Genomic DNA, 18,553 nt, shown 5'->3' on the forward strand with positions numbered 1-18,553 from the left:
GCGACACCTTTGCGGGTGTCGCCTTTTTCATTGCACTGTGGCTTTTGTGGCGAGGGAGCTTGCTCCCGCTGGGCTGCGTAGCAGCCCCCTCTCAAAGCTCACTCAAACAACCTGACCCACCGCGTCGCCGGGTTTCAGGGCCGCTGCGCGCCCCAGCGGGAGCAAGCTCCCTCGCCACAGGGTTTGCATTCAGCCAGCTTACAACTCGATCTTCACCGCTTGCGAAGCCCGGGTCGCCTTGGCGCGGGCCGCTTCGATGGATTCGTCGCGGGCCAGGGCCACGCCCAGGCGGCGCTGGCCGTTGACTTCCGGTTTGCCGAACAGGCGCAGGGCGGTGTCCGGTTCGCTCAGGGCCACGCCCAGGTTGGCGAACGCGGTCTGGGTCGATTGGCCTTCCACCAGGATCACCGACGACGCCGAGGGGCCGAACTGGCGGATCAGCGGGATCGGCAGGCCGAGAATGGCGCGGGCGTGCAAGGCGAACTGCGACAGGTCCTGGGAAATCAGTGTCACCAGACCCGTATCATGCGGGCGTGGCGAGACTTCGCTGAACCACACCTGGTCGCCCTTGATGAACAGCTCGACGCCAAACAGGCCACGTCCACCCAGGGCCTCGGTCACGGCCTTGGCCACGCGCTCGGATTCGGCCAGGGCCGCCGGGCTCATGGCCTGGGGCTGCCAGGATTCCTGATAGTCGCCTTTTTCCTGACGGTGGCCGACCGGTGCGCAGAAGGTAGTGCCGCCCACGTGACGTACGGTAAGCAAGGTGATTTCGTAGTCGAAATCGATAAAGCCTTCGATGATCACCCGGCCCTTGCCGGCACGGCCGCCTTCCTGGGCGTAGTCCCAGGCTTTCTGCACGTCATCGCTACCGCGCAGCAGGCTCTGGCCCTTGCCCGAGGAACTCATCACCGGCTTGACCACGCAGGGGAAGCCCAGGGTTTCCACAGCCTTGCGGTAGTCTTCGACGGTGTCGGCGAAGAAATACGGCGAAGTCGGCAGGCCCAGCTCTTCGGCGGCCAGGCGCCGGATGCCTTCACGGTTCATGGTCAGTTGCGCGGCGCGGGCGGTGGGGATCACGGTGAAGCCTTCGGCTTCCAGTTCCACCAGGGTGGCGGTGGCGATGGCTTCGATTTCCGGCACGATGAAGTGTGGTTTCTCAGCCTCGATCACCGCACGCAGGGCGGCGCCGTCGAGCATGTTGATCACATGGCTGCGGTGGGCCACTTGCATGGCCGGCGCGTTGGCGTAGCGATCCACGGCAATCACCTCGACGCCCAGGCGCTGCAGCTCGATTACCACTTCCTTGCCCAGCTCACCGCTGCCACACAACAAAACGCGGGTCGCGGTGGGCGACAATGGAGTTCCGATACGGGTCATCTGAAGGTCCTCAAACAGGAGCGGATCATCGCGGGTTGCGCGCCGGGCGAGCTTCCCATGGGGAGAAAGCGCGGCATTTTACATGAACAGCGGGGTTTGGCTTCAGGTGGCGACGGTTTGCTTGCGCAAACGCCAGGCCATGATCAGCCAGACGACCGTGACCCCGGCGAATTTCGAGGCCAGGGCGGTGATCACCACGCCTGGCGTCAGGGCATCGATCAGGCCGAAGAAAATGAAGGTGTCGAGGGGAATGCTCAGGGCCGAGCTGATCCACAACCGGTCATGGAGCGGGCGCTTGGTGATCGTGAACACCAGCCAGTCGATGCACTCGGACACGGCGAATGCCGTGGCGCTGGCCAGGGCGATGGTCGGGTCCGAAGTGACGTAGGACAACACCAGCGCCACCAGCATCGCCACGATGGCGCCATGGCCGAAACGCGTCTGGACCATGTCCCGCAGGATGAACACCAGCCCGCCCCAGGCCGACCAGATGATGTCCAGGTGCGGCGCGGCGGAAAACGCGAAGTTGATCAGCACGACGCTGGCGATGTAGGCGATCAGGAAGAGCATGGGGTACCTGGTGAAATGTCTTGTGAATCATTAAGAACAGCGATATCCCCGTGGCGAGGGAGCTTGCTCCCGCTGGGCTGCGCAGCAGCCCCAATGCAGCCAACTCAATTTTCCTGATACACCGGGTTGTCAGGTTTTGGGGCCGCTTCGCGCCCCAGCGGGAGCAAGCTCCCTCGCCACGGGGTTCTGTGTTGTGCAGAGGGACAGGGTAGTTCAGCCACCGCCAGTATCTCAATCTTCCTCACTACCCTCCGCCTTCCAATACCCCACGGCCTTGACGAAGTCCTGGTCCAACCCTTTCTCCTCCAGCAACACCTTGCGAATCTGCCGCGACACCTTGCTCTCCGTCGCGACCCAGGCGTACAGCTTGCCGCCGGGCATTTCCAGCTGTTGCACGGTTCGCAGCAGGTTGTCCTGGCGGCCTTCGCGCAGCACCCAGATCACGTGGACTTGCGCCGGGCTCTGGAGAATCTGCTGTTCGGCGCCGTTTTCCACTTCCACCACCACCAGGGCCCGTCGGTTCGGCGCCAGGCCTTCGAGGCGGCGGGCGATGGCGGGCAGGGCGGTTTCGTCGCCGACCAGCAGGTAGCTGTCAAAGATGTCCGGCACGATCATCGAGCCCCGGGGCCCGGCGATATTGAGGTATTGCCCGGGTTCGGCCTGGGCCGCCCAGGTCGAGGCAGGGCCGTCGCCGTGGAGCACGAAATCGATGTCCAGCTCCAAGGTGTCCAGGTCATAGCGCCGTGGCGTGTAGTCGCGCATCTCGGGCATCGGGCCCTGGGCCTTGCCCGCGCTGGGGTTGAAGTTATCCAGGGCGGCCTGTTCCTCGGCGTTCTGTGGGAACAGCAATTTCACATGGTCATCCGTGCCCAGGCTGGCGAACCCGGCCAGTTCCGGCCCGCCGACGGTAATGCGGCGCATGCGTGGGGTCAGGTCCACCACCCGCAACACTTGCAGGCGGCGACGCTTGATCTCGTGGCTGACGCGGTGAATGGTGTTTGGATCGTGTTCAGTCATTGCTTGACTCCGAAACTGAGGGACGGGCAGGGCCGTCGACGATGGCTTTGACGGTGTCGTTGAGCAGGCCGCGCACCCGCAGGATTTCTTCCGGGCTCCAGCGGCCCTGATGCATCTGTAGCGCATCACGCAGGTGACCCACCGCTTCGTGGATCTCGGTAGGCCGATCCTGGTCACGCAGGGTGCGCTTGCTGGTTTCGATACGCATCCGCACGCCGTCCAGCGCTTCGGCCTGGTCTTGAAGGAATAGACGTCCGGCATCGGTCGCGCTGTAACACTTTTTTCCACCCTTGGCGTCGCCGCTGATCATCTTACCCATTTCAAGGTGGGTCAGGGTCGGGTAGATCACGCCGGGGCTGGGGCTGTAGGCACCGTCGAACATGGACTCGATCTGCCGGATCAGCTCGTAGCCGTGGCAAGGTTTCTCGGCAATCAGGGCCAGCAACAGCAATTTCAAGTCGCCAGCGGCGAAAACCCGTGGGCCGCGACTGCCGCGCTCGCGACCGGACGGGCGTCGTTCGAAGCCATCCTGACGACCCTGCTCATGAGTAGAAGGGGAATAAAGGACTGTCATGTTTTTGCTCTCTGTTGCGCATAAATAGAACCGAGATATATCTTTGACTTCAGATATATCTTCGCTTATATAGATACATCTTGAAATGAAGATATATCTTAGTTGTGTCCTACAAGAGGTGACGTATGACCTTACCTGAATCCCTTAAGTTTGCGGGACGAAACTGGATGGGTATCCGGAAGTATTAACCGTAACTAGTGGGAATGTGGGAATGCTCTTACATTAAAAGTTACGTTTTATCGAAAATTGCGTATTTTTCTCTGTGTTGTATGTTCGCTTTACTACAAGCCTATGCGAACTTTCCTGCTTATTTTTAATTAAAGAGCGACGATCATGCACCGGCGTTGAAAGGGGCACGCCAAGCTGTATTTGGCCTGCAACTTCAGCCCTTCCCTCTTTATTGCTATGAACAGGTGTTAACAATGCTCATGAAAATCGTAACCGCAGCTTCCCTGACCGCCGCGGCCCTGAGTTCTTCGCTGGCGTTCGCTCTGGATGATGCGCGTTCTTCCATCCACATCACGGCGAACATTCCGACCCAGCAGTTCCACGTGCAGCCACGTGACCCGAACTGGGGTAAGAATGAAACCATGAACTACAACACCGTCAGCGGCACCCTGACGTCGCTGCGCCAGACCTACGACGTGAAGAACACCGAAGGTTCGGTCAACGCCTACATCGAAAACGGCCCGGCTTCGCTGTTCAACGGCAGCGATGCCATCGCCCTGACCACCGCTTTCAACGGTGTCACCCTGACCGCCATCCCCCAGGAAGTGGTGGACGACGCGACCTCCACGCCAGGCACCCAGGCTGAGATGACCATTAGCCCGGCCAAGCCTCTGGCTACTCAGAACGGCGTATACACCGCCGACATGACCGTCATCTTCGACGCCGTGCCACGCCCGTAATGCCCTTTGCCGCCCGGTGAATTCCACCTCGTCCCGGGCAGCGCGACAGGCCTGCCGGCGCTCCCCAGCCGGCCGGCCTGTACCTGGAATGCCTTGATAGCTCGCTGATAATGAGAGTCCCGTTGATGTTTTCGATGACACCCATCGCAGGTGCGCTCGCGCTATTGTTGTGCGCCAATGCATTGGCCGCGCCAACTGCACCCGGTACGACACCCACGAGCCTGCTGTCCCAGGCCAAGGGGTTACCGGCGGAGTTTGAAGCCCACTTCTTCGATGTGCCGCTCGCGGTTCGTATTGAACTCAATCAACAGTATCTCGGCGAGGCCATGGTGGTCTTGACGCGAGATGATCGTATTACCCTGCTCGAGTTCACCGAAACCCAGGAGAGTTCGATCAAGGCTGTCGAACGCGAGCAATGGGAACAACGCCTCAAGCAGGGCATCACGCTCGGCGCCTGTGAGACCAATTGTTCGGCGGGGTTGCTGGCCGTGCATTACAGTCTCGAGAATTCATTGGTGTCGATCCTGACCCAAGACGTCGAGCGCTCGACCGAGCCCCGGCGTTTTTACGACCAGCCCAAAGAGGGCAGCTTCGGTCTTATCTTCAATAACCAACTCAATCTCAATGGTGGCCAGGAACAGGACACGGGGGGGCGCTATGGCCTCAACGCCAGTTCCAGCGTGGGCAACTGGAGCCAGTCCCTGGACCTTCAGCTCTCGCGTCTTGGCGGGCCGGACGACAAGATTTACCACGCCGTCCACGAGCTCTATACCCAACGAGAGTTGGAAGGACAATTTTTCCGCCTGGGTTATTTCACGCCCAGCTCCGATGGCCTGAACCGTCAGATCCGTTCGTTCGGCGCCAACCCGGATACGGCGCTGGGGGTGATGTTCGGCAGTTCCGACAGCCTGGTCGTCGACAATCCCAAGCCCAGCGTCTATCCCATTTATGTCACCGCCAGCCGCCAGGCGTCGGTGGAGATTTATCGCAGCGGCCTGTTGATCAACACCCAGGCCGTCAGCGCCGGCTTGCAGAGCCTGGACACCCGGCCATTGCCTGGCGGTATCTACGAAGTGGAAGTTCGACTGATCGAGGACGGGCAAACCACCGCCACCAGCCAGGAACTGGTCTACAAACCCAGCAATTGGAGCAGCACGGAAGATCGCTGGCGCTACAACCTGTTCGCCGGGCGGGAAACCCGGTTGTGGAGCAACTGGGACGACCAGCCCTCGGGTTTCACCACGGCGGGCCTCGGCATCAATTACCTGCTGCACCCACGGGTGATCCTGGGGGGCTCCATGCGCCAGGTGCAGGACAAACTGCAAGTGGGCACTTCGGTGGACTGGACGCTGGCCAGCAGTACCAGCCTGTACGCCAATGTCTACCAGACCGAACAGTACGGCAATGGCATGGACTTGCAGGGCATGTACAGCTACGGCAGTGGCAGCGTCGTGGCCAGCCACAACCGCAGCTGGCTGGATACCCGCAACACCTACGAGACCCTGCCGGACGGCACCCGTATCCGCCAGCGCAACGTGTACGTTGGTCAAACCAGCAATTCGTCGCTGTCGGTCAATCATCGCTTGAGCAACAAGACCTCCATCAACGGGCGGCTGGCCTACAGCGAAGGCAATGTCCAGGGCACGGGCCTGGACCTGGGCTGGACCCAGCGCGCCAAGCTGCGTGGCAGCGATGCCAACTGGCGGTTGTCGGTGTTCGACCGCCCCGGCTCTTCGAGCACCAACGACCGGCGCAATCGGGGCGTGGACCTGAGCTTCAGCGTGGCCTTGGGCGGCCCGGGCGAATACTGGTCGGGCAGCATCGGCACCCGCACCTCCCGCGAGGGCGACCGGGACAACAATGCCTCGCTGACCTATCGCCGCGACCTCCAGGACCACGTCTTGCAAAGCGTCTCCGCCACGGCGCTGGCCGATACCTATGGCGTGGGCCTGTCCGGCCTCGCAAGCTTCAGTACCGACTCGCTCTACGGCGATGGTTTCATCCAGCGCTCGTCCTACAACGACAACCTCACCGGCGGCCTGAACCTCAGCAGCACGGTCGCCGTGGGCGGCCAGAAAGCCGCCTTCACCGGGGTGCCGCAAGGTCGCGGCGCAGGGATGATCGTCGACGTGGAGACCGACCTGGACAACATCATCCTGCGTGCCGACGACCTGACTGGCGGCAGCACCACGTTGCACCCGGGCCGTAACTTCGTGCCGATCACCGCTTATAAAAACAGCATGGTCACCTTCGACTTCGAGGGCGTCCATCCGCCAGCGGCGAGCATCGAGCCCACACGCACCCGCTATCACCTGAACAAGGGCGGCGTGGACTACCGCAAGGTCAGCGTGATGAAAACCGTGACCGTGCTCGGCCGCCTGCTGGACGAACAGGGCCAGCCGCTCAAGGGCCATCACGTGATCAACCACGCCAGCCGCGGCGTCAGCGAGGCGGACGGGTTCTTCTCCATGGAGATGAATGCCGCGTCCCCGACCCTGGAAGTGCGCTACGGCAACGAGTTGTTCTGCCGCTTCCGCCTCGACCCGGAAACCGCCAGCGAGGAAGGCGACGTGTTGATGATCGGCGACCTGCGCTGCACCCCGGACAGCCTGGCCGATAGCACGTTGGCCGCGGCTGACCCGGCGAAGCAGCGTTCATGAGCTGTGGGAGCAAGGCTTGCCCGCGATGAACGATAACGCCAACTCACCAGGAGAGCGGGGTGCCTGCATCGGGCAAGCCTTGCTCCCACGGTGAAGTTTTCCCCCAAAAACCTGCAAGGATTCGCATTGATGTATGAGGTTGTATAGATGAAACCTTTTTCGGTAGCCGTGCGCAGCGTGGTTTCGGTGTTGTTGTTTGCCTGCGTGCCTGCTGCCAATGCCGTGAGCCGGGACATCAGTGCGGTGTTCAGGCCTGACTCTTCGAAGCCTCAAGAGAACACTTTTCTTAATACCACGCCGGTCAGTGGTTACTGCGCGCAATATCCCGCTCAATGCGGGACTGCAAGAATGTTCAGCATTCTGTTGCCTTTTACCGCCAATTCGACCAGCCCTATTCAGGCGGGTCATGGAGACGCCCGGCAAGGTGCGATGTTCAAAGTCCCTGCCAATTGGCGTACCGCACAGGTGACTCATTCAGTTACAGGTGAGACTGAAACCGTTGAAGTACGCTGGTCCGGTATCGGTTCTCGGTACCAATTCCCTGGAAGCGTCGTCGACTTGGTCGGGGGGGGCGTAGATGTCATCACTGCTCATAAGGCGTTATGGAGCGGTTCCAGTTGGGTGAATGCGCCCTCGCCATGTCAATACAGCGGTGTGGGGGCTTATGGCAGTAACTGGTACATGTTTTTCTGGAAGACGCCGGTAGAGAGCGCTTGTGCCAAAAAAGCCAATTACTTGATTCCTAGTATGAGTTACACCTACCTGGACTTCGCCTACGAACTGCGCACCCCAAACCCTCTGAAAATGTCGAGCGGTCTCTATACGGGATCGTTGACCTACAGCGTTGGGCCGGGCCAGGACCTCGACATGGGCGATGTCATGATCCCTTCCGATCCGATACTCACCTTGAACTTCAACCTGACCGTCGAACACACCCTCAAGGTCGACGTCCCTCCGGGCGGCAACCGCGTGGAACTGGTCCCCCAGGACGGCTGGCAAGCCTGGCTCAACAGCGGGCGTAAACCGGTGCGGCTGTTTCGCGACCAGCGCTTCCATATCTCCGCTTCTTCCCGTTTCAAGATGGGCCTCGAATGCCAGCACATCAGCGGCAATACCTGCGCAATCGCTGAGACCGGCACCGGCCATGCCGTGCCGGTGGACGTCAGCGTGACACTACCGGATGGCTTGACGGACGCCAGCGGGCAACCGGTCAACCGTCGTCGGCTGTTGCGCGACGGCAGTGGCACCGAGTTGTTCCAGCCCGGCTTATATGTCGACCGCAGGCCGGGAATGCTGCACTTCGAGGTTGGCCGGGGCAGCGTCGAAGAGATGCTGGACGGCGGCGCCACGCGCTATAGCGGCGACGTCACGGTGATCTGGGATTCGGAAGTTTAAAAGGCGTGGCTTGGCCAGTCCGAGCCGATTTGAGGGTGGGGTGTAGATGAAACAGTTACCAGTGGCAGTGCAAGGCATGGTTTCGGTGTTGGTGTTGACCTGTGCATCGACGGTTGATGCCGTGAGCAAGGATGTCACCGCCATCTTCAGGCCGGATCCCTCGAAGCCCAATGAAAACTCCTTTCTCAATACCACCCCGGTATCGGGTTATTGCGGACTGTATCCGGCGGTATGTGAGCGGGAAAAAATGTTCAGTATTCAGGTGCCCATTACTTTCGAATCGGCTCGTCCGATTCAGGCAAATCATGGGGATCCCCGGCAAGGGGCGATGTTCGATGTGCCGGCCAGCTGGCGTTTGGCGCAGGTGACCCATACCGGTACAGGCGAAACAGAGATTGTTCAAGTGCGGATATCCGGCGTGGGCTCGCGGTATCAGTTTCCTGGCAGCGTGGTCGATTTGGTCGGCGGCGGCGTAAACGCTCTACAGGCCCATCAGAGGTTATGGAGCGGCTCCAGTTGGCTTTATGCGCCTTCGCCTTGTCGAGGTAGCGGCTATTCGACCTACAACCACAATATCTACAACTTTTTCTGGAAGACACCTACCGAAGGTGTGTGCGCCAAAAGAGCCAATTACCTGATCCCCAGCATGTCCTACCGCAATCTGGATTTCGCCTACGAACTGCGCACACCCAACCCTTTGAAAATGTCGTCTGGCCTATATACCGGTTCTCTTACCTACGGCGTCGGACCAGGGCAGGACTTTGACATGGGGGATGTGATGATCCCCACGGATTCGGTGATCACCCTCAATCTCAAACTGACGGTCGAACACACCCTCAAAGTAGAAGTACCCCCCGGCGGCAACCGCGTCGAACTGGTCCCCCAGGAAGGCTGGCAAGCCTGGCTGAACAGCGGGCGCAAACCCACGCGACTGTTCCGTGACCAGCGCTTCCATATCTCGGCCTCGTCACGCTTCAAGATGGCCCTCGAGTGCCAGCACGTCAGCGCCAATACCTGCGCCATCTCCGAAACCGCCACAGGGCACGCCGTGCCGGTGGAGGTCAGCGTGACCCTGCCCGAGGGCCTGACGGATGCCGCCGGGCAACCGATCAGCCACCGCCCGTTGTTTCGTGACGGCACGGGCACCGAGTTGATCCAGCCGGGGTTTTATGTCGATCGACGGCCAGGAACGCTGCACTTCGAGGTGGTGCGCGGCAATGTCGAGGAGATGTTGGACAGCGGCGCCAAGGCCTACTCCGGCAACGTCACGGTGGTCTGGGATTCGGAAATTTAAACGGCCGGTCGGCCAGGATTTTTTTGTGAGTTGCGTGAAATGCATGAGGTTGGAAAAGCGATGAAACATCTATTGGCATGGGTTGGACTCTATCTGTTTTGCGGCGTGGCCCAGGCCGGTCCGCAGATCGGCGTCGGGGTGGTCTACGACTACCTGGACGGCAACAAGACCACCTACATGAAGCGGATATTCAACGGCGGCACGTCCACGGCGTTCGTCAAGGTCAACATCCTGGAGATTATCTATAACGAGGACGGCAGCTACCAGGAAGTGCCGCTGCAGAACCAGGCCAGTGCCCAGTCCAAGGACGGGTTGATGGCCAGCCCGGCGCGGCTGATCGTGCCGGCCAACGGGGTGCAGGGCACGCGCTTGCTGTTCATGGGCAACCGCGACAAGGAACGGTACTTCCGCGTGCGCTTCGTGCCGGTGGTGCCGGAGGCCGAAGACGAGTTCGCCATCAGCAAGGAGGAGCGCGAGGAATACAAGAAGGAGCGCGTCGGGGCGGGGGTCAAGGTGCTGGCGGGCTACGGCACGGTGTTTTTCGTACGGCCCAAGGACACCCGCTTCGAGACCGTGATCGATGACAGCGCCAATCGCTACCAGATACGCAATAACGGCAACAGCGTGCTGGTGATCGATGAGTTCAAGGACTGCGAAGCGAAGAAAGAGAACGAGTGCCGGCCCACCACCAAGCACCACATCATGGCCGGCCGGACGTTCTCGTTCGACAAGGAGGCGGGGCGCGAATATCGCTTCACGCTGATCGAAGGCAGCGAGCAGAAAAACGTCGAGATCAAAGGTTGACGGTCGCCGTCGCCGAACCGTCGTTGACGCCACAGGTAATCAAATATGTTCAAGACACTGGTACGCCCCCTCGCACTGAGCGCCCTTATGTTGCCCTGGGTCCAGGCCTGGGGCGCGGTCGAACGGGAAACCTTCGAGGTCTACGTGACCATCCCCACCGTCGACTTTCATGTGGTGCCCCTCGACCCACAATTGGTCCAGCGCGAACAGCGCCTGCCCTTCAGCACCATCACCGGCGAGCTCAGCCCGTTGCGGGCCACCTACGAGGTGAAGAACAGCAACGGTGCCATCGGTGCCCGCCTGGGGGAAGAGGCGTATCTGTCCAATGGACGTGAGCGCATCGATCTGCGGGTGACCTTCAATGGCGTCGCACTGACCCTGGATTCGGCCCAGGTGGTCACGGCCACCGAAGCCCGGCCCGGACGCCAGGTGCCGTTGGAAATTGCCGCCATCAGGCCCGATGACGATTACAAGCCGGGGGACTACTACGGCACGGTGCACATGGTGTTCGACGCCACCGCGCCGTAGCAACCGCGAACCCTGCGGCAAAGATCATTTGAACCAGCACTCCTGTGGCGAGGGAGCGCTGGGTCAGTGACGGTGGGAGCAAGTTTTGCTCCTGCGCTTTTTATTACTAAAAAAAAGGTATCAAGCATGTTCAAGAAAGTTTTATCCGTTATTGCTTTGGGGACTGCCGCGCTAAGTTCGCCGCTGGTGCTGGGCGCCGATGATGCACGTTCATCCATCCATATCGAGGCGAACATTCCGAGCAAGCAGTTCCACGTGCAGCCCCGGAATCCGGATTTTGGTAAGGACGAATACATGTATTACAACCCCCTGACCTACAAATTCACCCCTTTGCGCCACACCTTTGACGTAAAGAACACCGATGGTTCGGTCCACGCCTACATCGAGAACGGGGCGAGTACAGGGGCCATCCACTTGACCAACGGTGTCGATGTTGTCTCCCTGAGGGCTTTATTCAACGGTGTACCTCTGGACGACCGACCTCAGGAAGTCGTCGACGATGCCACGTCCACACCCGGTACCCAGGCGGACATGTACATCGTGGTTGCGAACTCGCCGACTCGCCCTCTCTCTCCCGGCATGTATAACGCCGACTTCACCGTGATCTTCGACGCGGTGCCTCGGGTCAATCCCTGATCTGGGGCAACCCCTGATCTGAGGGCAACCCCTCGCCACAGGGTACTTGCACCACATTCCCGTGACTCATTGCCTCGCCACCAACGGCTTGCACTGGGTATGGCTCCCCGGTTGCAGGTAGGGCGAGAGAAACGGCGCCATGCCCTTGAGTACTTGTACCGGCAGGGCCGAGGTGAACTTGAAGTTCTGTGCCGAGGCCCCCGGTACATAGGCGGTGAGGGTACCGAAATGACTGTCGCCGATGTAGAACACGAAGGTGGCGGTGCGGTTGATCGATTTGGAACTGATTACTCGTCCGCCGGAGCCGACCGCTTCGATGCGGTTGTCGCCGGTGCCGGTCTTGCCGCCCATGGCCAGCGGCGTGCCGTCGGCCAGTTTGAAACTGCCGGCCACGCGTTTCGCGGTGCCGGCATCCACCACCTGGGACAGCGCACCGCGCAAGGCCTGGGCCACTTCCACCGGCATCACGCGCTTGCCGTTGTCCGGGTTGTTCACCAGCCGTGTCTCGTAAGGCGTGCCGACGGCAAAGTCGAGGCTGTCCACCCGCAGCGCCGGTTGGCGGATGCCATCGTTGAGGATGGTGCCCACCAGTTCGGCAAGCGCAGCCGGGCGGTCACCGGAGCTGCCGATGGCGGTGGCCAGCGACGGTACCAGGTGATCGAACGGGTAGCCGACTTTCTGCCAGCGCTGGTGGATATCCAAAAAGGCCTCGATCTCCAGCATGGTACGGATGCGACTGTCGCGGGCACTCTTGTGCCGGCTCTTGAACAGCCAGCTGTAGACTTCCTGGCGCTCGAACTGGCTGGCCTTGACGATCTGGCTGAACTTGGCGTCGGGGTTGTTCAGCAGGTAACCCATCAACCACAGGTCCAATGGGTGGACCTTGGCGATGAAGCCCTGGTCCGGCAGGTCATAGGCACCGGGGCCATAGCTTTGGTAGAGCCGTTCGAGGCGTTCGTCGGTGAGTTTTTCGGCGCTCTTGGCCGACTTCAAGTGGGCGCGCACGAAGCGGTTGAAGCTCTCCTGGCTGTCGTTGGGAAAGAAATAGCGGTGCACGGCGGCCAGGCGGATAGCGGTAGGGCGCATGCCGTCGAGGAACGTTTCCAGGCGCTGGCCGGTGTCCTTTTTCTGGTACTTCTTCCAGAACCTGAGCAGGAACGAGGTGCCTTCGCGGTCGGCGAACTGGGCCAGGTATTCCTGGCGGCGCGGGTCCTTGTCGTCCTTGAGCAGTTCGGAACTGTTGTTGGGCCCGGCATAGGTGGCGTAGCGCACCAGGTCGCGCATCAGGCGGATGAACGGCAGGTTGATCGACTCCCGCAGGGCGTCGCGCAACGTTGGGTTGCGACCGTCGTCTTCCCTGCGGAAGTTGTGGAAGGTGTGCAGCCCGCCGCCGGTAAAAAAGGCTTCGCCGGGGCTGGCCGAGTAGGTCCGGTCCAGTGCGGCCTCGAGCATCTTCGGCAGGCTGCGGTCGGTGTTCTGGATCAGGTAGTCGACGGCCCAGCGGGAGAGGCGGTCCTGCTCGGCGATTTCGGTTTTCTTCAACGCCGCCGGGGTCTGCTGGGCATAACGCTCGTGCAGCTCGGCGATGATCTGCAGGTAGGTGGTGAGCACCCGCAACTTGGCGGTGGAGCCCAGTTCCAGCTTGCTGCCTTCGTTGATGTCGAAAGGCTGGTCGGTGCTGTCGGTCTGCACCCGCACGCGCGAGCCATCGGGGGTCAGTTCCAGCAGGGTGAAGCTGTAGCGCACCTGGGTGGTGCTGGTGGGGGTCAGCAGGCGTTCTCCCATCAGGCCGATCTCGGTGGCGAAGGCCGGGTCGGCCAAGCGCTTGAGGTAGTCGGTGGCCTGGGCCTGCAAATCGCTTTGCAAGGTGCTGGTGGCGGACAGGTCGAGGCGATCGAGGTCGTACAGCGGGCGGTTGAGCAGGGCGGCGAGGCGACTGCGGGCGGCGCTGATGCCTTTGTTGGTTTCGTTGGGCTGCACGGTCGGGTCCTGGACCCAGTCGCGATAGCTGACCTTGCTCGCCAGGGCTGCGTCGGCCAGGGCCGCGTCGATCACGCCGTTCTGTGCCAACAGGCGGATGTGGCTGTCGGTCAGGCGCGCCAGTTCATCATGACCCTTGGACAGGTAATGGGACGGCCGGCGCTGGGCGATCATCAACGACAGCATTTCCCGCAGGGCCAGGCCTTTTTCCGCCAGGCTCTGGGGATCGGTCGCGGTGCTGGCCAAGCGTTCATTGGCCCGATTGAAGTCGGCGCCATACCAGACCCGCAAGCCTTCGGCCATGCCGTGGACTTCACCATGCCCCGGCACGGCGGAGAGCGGCACGCTGTTGAGGTAGTCGCGGATGATCCGCTGCCGCGCCTCGAGGGTTTGCGGGCCGCCCTGGTAAGCGCGCACGCTGGCGGAAACCATCTGGCGGATTTTCTCCGCGCCGGACACGGTCAGGCCCTCAGGCGAGTGACGGTATTTCTCCAGTTGTGTGGCCAGGGTGCTGCCCCCGGCGGATTGCCCCGGCAGGCTCAACAGCTTGGCGACTTGCGACCAGGCCGCCATGCCGAAGCGCGGCCAGTCCACGGCCGGGTTGGCCAAGGGTTGCTTGGGGTCGAGCAGAAAACGGTTCTCGATGAACAACAGGCTCTGCACCACCACGGGCGGGATCGCTTCGAAGTTCGCATACAGCTGCTGCGGGTACTTGAACTGATAGACCGGCGCGGCGCGGCAGTCGGTGATGGTCAATCCAGCCTGGATCTTTTCCGTGTAGGGCACGAACAGGCCTTTTTCGACGTAGCCCATCAACGCCGGCGAAAACCGCGCCTGGGCCTGGATCACATAGTCACGCTTGAGCAGACGCGGCAGGAATTCCCCCAGCGCGCTGTAGCCCAGGCGCCGGTCGAACGGGCCTGCGCCAGGGTAGACGATGGCATCGCTGGGCCCCGGCTGCACCGAGTAGCTCAGGGACTCGGCATACTTGCTGAGCTCCCGGGCCTGAAATCGCGACGTGCGCATTTCCTTGGCCACCGCCAGGCCGACCACCACCACGATAATCAGCAACAACAACCAGAATGCCCGCCAGCCATGCCGTGCGCGGCGTTTTTTTTGAGGTAAAGGCGCTTCTTCCATACGTTCAGTCGGGACCACAGGTTCATTCGAATCGGTTTGCCACAAAGCGCCCATAGTCGACTGATCCATTAAGCAGATTGATCGGACTTGCTTGAAGCTTAGACGGTGGTTGGCGTGGGGGGAGGGGAAATTGTGGGCAAGCCCATACACGAGCACTTGTAAGACGTCATTGGCTAAGGCGCTTTTGTGGCGAGGGAGCTTGCTCCCGCTCGGCTGCGCAGCAGACGCAACGGTGGCATGGCTGAAGCGTTTTCAACGGTTGAAAAACGAGGGCGGCTTCGCCCCCCAGCGGGAGCAAGCTCCCTCGCCACGGTCGGTATGTCTTTAGGATGGGAGATTGCCTGCCTGGCGCGAAGAAATGCTCAGGTGTTTGGGGCTGTCATGGTCTGACCGGCTTTTGTGGCGAGGGAGCTTGCTCCCGCTCGGCTGCGCAGCAGTCGCAACGGAGGCATGGCTGAAACGTTTTCAGCGGTTGAAAAACGAGGGCGGCTTCGCCCCCCAACGGGAGCAAGCTCCCTCGCCACGGGTACTACGTCGTTTTCGGAAAAGTCGCTCAACCATTATCGCGTCGGATCGTCGTGGGAGAAGCTACCGTAAGTAGGTGCCCCAACCACAGGAAGCCAAGGAATGCATCCTCCACGCCCAAACTCCCATCGCTTACGTCGCGGACGCTCTTCGGAACCGGGGCGAGGTTACCTCGTCACTACGGTCGTTCACCAACGAATACCTATCTTCAAGAACTGGCAGTTGGGCCGCTTATTGGTGGCAGAAATGCGCCTGGCTCATGAGCGAGGTCAGGTCAATTCGCTGGCCTGGGTTGTGATGCCGGATCACCTGCATTGGCTGGTGCAGCTAGAGCAGGCTCAGCTCACCCATGTGATGCAGATGGTCAAATCCCGCAGCACGCTCACAATCAACCGAGCAATGAACAGAAAGGGCGCGTTCTGGCAAAGCGGCTTCCATGATCGCGCGATCCGTGACAACGAGGACCTGCGACCTTGCGCACGCTACATCATTGCCAATCCGCTTCGTGCAGGTTTGGTGGATCGCGTTGGCAATTATCCACTGTGGGACACAGTGTGGCTCGGCGAGGGACGTGATGTCTGAAAGCCTTGCGCTAGAGCCATCGCCCCATGCCAAAACATGACGCTGCACCATCACTGTGCAATACTCCGCGGCGTTTCCGAGTGACCTGAATCCCAGACAACACCTCTCCAAAAGCCGATTCTGGCGCAGCCTTATCCCTGAATTTCCCTGGTTTTACAGTGAATCTCTCTATCCCTGGCTTTTTATACTGCACGACCCGCTGATCCTGAGGTTGTCGTTCCACAGGACGGTCTGCCCACAAGACAGACCCGGTTTCGGCAAGGCGGCAGGCTTACCGGCCTGTGGCTTTGGACACTCGGTGGCTAATCCAATAACAAGACGAGGTTACCCCTATGCCTGTCGGCAATCATCTGCCCCATGGCGAGACCGCCCAGGGCGGTCCGCTCAAACGTGAACTCGGTGAGCGGCATATCCGCCTGATGGCGCTTGGCGCCTGCATCGGTGTCGGGCTGTTCCTCGGTTCGGCCAAGGCCATCGAAATGGCCGGCCCGGCGATCATGCTGTCCTACATCATTGGCGGCCTGGCGATCCTGGTGATCATGCGCGCCCTCGGTGAAATGGCCGTGCACAACCCGGTGGCCGGTTCGTTCAGCCGCTATGCCCAGGATTACCTCGGCCCACTGGCAGGTTTCCTGACCGGTTGGAACTACTGGTTCCTGTGGCTGGTGACCTGTGTAGCGGAGATCACCGCCGTGGCGGTGTACATGGGCATCTGGTTCCCCGACGTGCCCCGCTGGATCTGGGCCTTGGCGGCACTGGTCAGCATGGGGTCGATCAACCTGATCGCGGTCAAGGCCTTCGGTGAATTCGAATTCTGGTTCGCCCTGATCAAGATCGTCACCATCATCGCCATGGTCATCGGCGGCGTCGGCATCATCGCCTTTGGCTTCGGCAACGACGGTGTGGCCCTGGGCATTTCCAACCTCTGGGCCCACGGCGGCTTCATGCCCAACGGCGTGTCCGGCGTGTTGATGTCCCTGCAAATGGTCATGTTCGCCTACCTGGGCGTGGAGATGATCGGCCTGACCGCCGGTGAAGCGAAGAACCCACAGAAAACCATCCCCAACGCCATCGGTTCGGTGTTCTGGCGGATCCTGCTGTTCTACGTCGGAGCGTTGTTCGTGATCTTGTCGATCTACCCGTGGAACGAGATCGGCACCCAGGGCAGCCCGTTCGTGATGACCTTCGAGCGCCTGGGCATCAAGACCGCCGCCGGCATCATCAACTTCGTGGTGATCACCGCCGCACTGTCGTCCTGCAACGGCGGCATCTTCAGCACCGGACGGATGCTCTACAGCCTGGCGCAGAACGGCCAGGCCCCGGCCGGTTTCGCCAAGACCTCGACCAACGGCGTGCCGCGTCGCGCATTGCTGCTGTCCATCGCCGCGCTGCTGCTGGGCGTGTTGCTCAATTACCTGGTGCCGGAGAAGGTCTTCGTCTGGGTGACCTCCATCGCCACCTTCGGCGCGATCTGGACCTGGGTGATGATCCTGCTGGCCCAGCTCAAATTCCGCAAAAGCCTGAGCGCTTCGGAGCGTGCGGCGTTGAAGTACCGCATGTGGCTGTACCCGGTCAGCTCGTACCTGGCGCTGGCGTTCCTGGTGCTGGTGGTGGGGCTGATGGCGTATTTCCCCGATACGCGCGTGGCGTTGTACGTTGGTCCGGCGTTCCTGGTACTGCTGACAGTGTTGTTCTACGTCTTCAAGTTGCAACCCACCGGGCAAGCCCAAGGTTCGATGGATGCCGCTTCGTAAGTTGTCGGCCATGCGATAAAAAGGGCCCCGGTCGGATGATCGGGGCCTTTTTTTGGGAGCTATGTCGATCACGTCTCTTTGGCTGCTGTCGAAGGTGGCAGGTCCCGAGGGCGTTGCATATGAATGTATCGCTGGTTTTCGATCGTGAGCTCGACCGCCGCCAGGTTGTGTGGTTTTTCCTCTTGGCGACCCTGCTGTATGTCCTGCCGCTGATCCTCGCTGATTTTCGCTATATCGACGATAGCTGGCGAACGCTGGAAGCGGGCAATGCCTGGGCCAACGAGGGGCGCTGGTTCACTGATCTGCTGTATCAGGTGTTGTCTTTTTCCAGCGCCGCGCCGGATATTTTTCCGCTGCCTCTGTTGCTCGCAACCTTGGCAATGTCCCTGGCGCTGGCTCGGCTGACCTTTCACTATTTCCCTGAACCGACACTTGCCTGTTGTCTTGTGCCGTTGCCCCTCTGGTACAACCCTTTCCTGTTGCAGAACCTGTCGTATCAATACGACGGACCCAGCATGGTCCTGAGCCTGGTCGCGGTTATCTATGCTGTCACCTTTCGGGGGGCATCGCGCCTGCGACGGCTATGGGTGCCGGCGGCTTGGTTGGTGCTGGCGTTCGGGCTCTATCAGATCAGCTTCAACGTGTTCCTTGGGTCTTGGGCCTGCTCTGCCTACTGACGCCTTTGATGCTGGCGCTGTTGGTACCAGGCATCACCCTGCTCTTCCGTGACTTCAATGAGGGCGCCCGCACACTGATGGGCTTCGGCGTGTTGTTGGTTTCATTGTCATGAAGGAGCCGTCGCAGAC

The 18,553-nt window shown here is 60.9% G+C and carries 14 protein-coding genes and 1 pseudogene; 10 read left to right on the forward strand and 5 right to left on the reverse strand.

What is annotated here, in order from left to right:
- Positions 1-198: 198 nt before the first annotated feature.
- From purT to J4E63_RS03175, 4 genes are all read right to left on the reverse strand, one after another.
- A complete protein-coding gene (purT, locus tag J4E63_RS03160) occupies positions 199-1,380 on the reverse strand; it encodes a formate-dependent phosphoribosylglycinamide formyltransferase (protein ID WP_092166308.1) in 1,182 nt (393 codons plus the stop codon).
- 102 nt (positions 1,381-1,482) lie between these two features.
- Positions 1,483-1,950, reverse strand: a complete 468-nt coding sequence (locus J4E63_RS03165; RefSeq protein WP_192261101.1) for a preQ0 transporter — start codon at positions 1,948-1,950, stop codon at positions 1,483-1,485.
- A 231-nt stretch (positions 1,951-2,181) separates the two neighbouring features.
- On the reverse strand, positions 2,182-2,967 hold the full coding sequence (locus tag J4E63_RS03170) for a siderophore-interacting protein (protein ID WP_207281086.1): 786 nt from the start codon (positions 2,965-2,967) through the stop codon (positions 2,182-2,184).
- Entirely contained in the window at positions 2,960-3,541 is a 582-nt protein-coding gene (locus J4E63_RS03175; RefSeq protein WP_207281088.1) for a PadR family transcriptional regulator, read from the reverse strand. Before J4E63_RS03175 ends, J4E63_RS03170 begins: the two co-directional genes overlap by 8 nt.
- A gap of 422 nt (positions 3,542-3,963) precedes the next feature.
- Here J4E63_RS03175 and J4E63_RS03180 point away from each other — a divergent pair, with 422 nt between their 5' ends.
- The 7 genes from J4E63_RS03180 (at position 3,964) to J4E63_RS03210 (ending at position 11,766) form a co-directional block, all read left to right on the forward strand.
- Positions 3,964-4,449 carry a CS1 type fimbrial major subunit gene (locus J4E63_RS03180; RefSeq protein WP_060740833.1) on the forward strand — a complete coding sequence of 162 codons (486 nt, stop codon included), beginning with the start codon at positions 3,964-3,966 and terminating at the stop codon, positions 4,447-4,449.
- 125 nt (positions 4,450-4,574) lie between these two features.
- Positions 4,575-7,109, forward strand: a complete 2,535-nt coding sequence (locus tag J4E63_RS03185; RefSeq protein WP_207281090.1) for a CS1-pili formation C-terminal domain-containing protein — start codon at positions 4,575-4,577, stop codon at positions 7,107-7,109.
- Between the two features lie 147 nt (positions 7,110-7,256).
- On the forward strand, positions 7,257-8,504 hold the full coding sequence (locus J4E63_RS03190; protein ID WP_207281092.1) for a hypothetical protein: 1,248 nt from the start codon (positions 7,257-7,259) through the stop codon (positions 8,502-8,504).
- Positions 8,505-8,550: 46 nt separating this feature from the next.
- Positions 8,551-9,798, forward strand: a complete 1,248-nt coding sequence (locus J4E63_RS03195) for a hypothetical protein (protein ID WP_207281094.1) — start codon at positions 8,551-8,553, stop codon at positions 9,796-9,798.
- Positions 9,799-9,858: 60 nt separating this feature from the next.
- A complete protein-coding gene (locus tag J4E63_RS03200; protein WP_207281096.1) occupies positions 9,859-10,602 on the forward strand; it encodes a molecular chaperone in 744 nt (247 codons plus the stop codon).
- Between the two features lie 45 nt (positions 10,603-10,647).
- Positions 10,648-11,130, forward strand: coding sequence for a CS1 type fimbrial major subunit (locus J4E63_RS03205; RefSeq protein WP_103308452.1), 483 nt, complete (start codon positions 10,648-10,650; stop codon positions 11,128-11,130).
- A gap of 126 nt (positions 11,131-11,256) precedes the next feature.
- A complete protein-coding gene (locus tag J4E63_RS03210) occupies positions 11,257-11,766 on the forward strand; it encodes a CS1 type fimbrial major subunit (protein WP_207281098.1) in 510 nt (169 codons plus the stop codon).
- 66 nt (positions 11,767-11,832) lie between these two features.
- Here J4E63_RS03210 and J4E63_RS03215 read toward each other — a convergent pair whose 3' ends face one another.
- The gene (locus J4E63_RS03215; RefSeq protein WP_207281100.1) at positions 11,833-14,940 is read right to left on the reverse strand and encodes a transglycosylase domain-containing protein; all 3,108 of its coding nucleotides are present in this window, start codon (positions 14,938-14,940) and stop codon (positions 11,833-11,835) included.
- A 573-nt stretch (positions 14,941-15,513) separates the two neighbouring features.
- On the opposite strand from J4E63_RS03215, the gene J4E63_RS03220 reads away from it, so the two are divergent.
- The 3 genes and pseudogenes from J4E63_RS03220 to J4E63_RS03230 form a co-directional block, all read left to right on the forward strand.
- Complete coding sequence (locus J4E63_RS03220; protein WP_207281102.1) at positions 15,514-15,993, forward strand: REP-associated tyrosine transposase; 480 nt, start codon at positions 15,514-15,516, stop codon at positions 15,991-15,993.
- A gap of 332 nt (positions 15,994-16,325) precedes the next feature.
- On the forward strand, positions 16,326-17,747 hold the full coding sequence (locus J4E63_RS03225; RefSeq protein ID WP_207281103.1) for an amino acid permease: 1,422 nt from the start codon (positions 16,326-16,328) through the stop codon (positions 17,745-17,747).
- A 119-nt stretch (positions 17,748-17,866) separates the two neighbouring features.
- A pseudogene (locus J4E63_RS03230) lies at positions 17,867-18,531 on the forward strand (glucosyltransferase domain-containing protein); the annotation flags it as partial.
- Positions 18,532-18,553 lie beyond the last annotated feature (22 nt).

It is taken from the genome of Pseudomonas sp. FW300-N2F2 (genome assembly GCF_017351655.1).
In the GTDB taxonomy this organism is placed as follows: domain Bacteria; phylum Pseudomonadota; class Gammaproteobacteria; order Pseudomonadales; family Pseudomonadaceae; genus Aquipseudomonas; species Aquipseudomonas fluorescens_AA.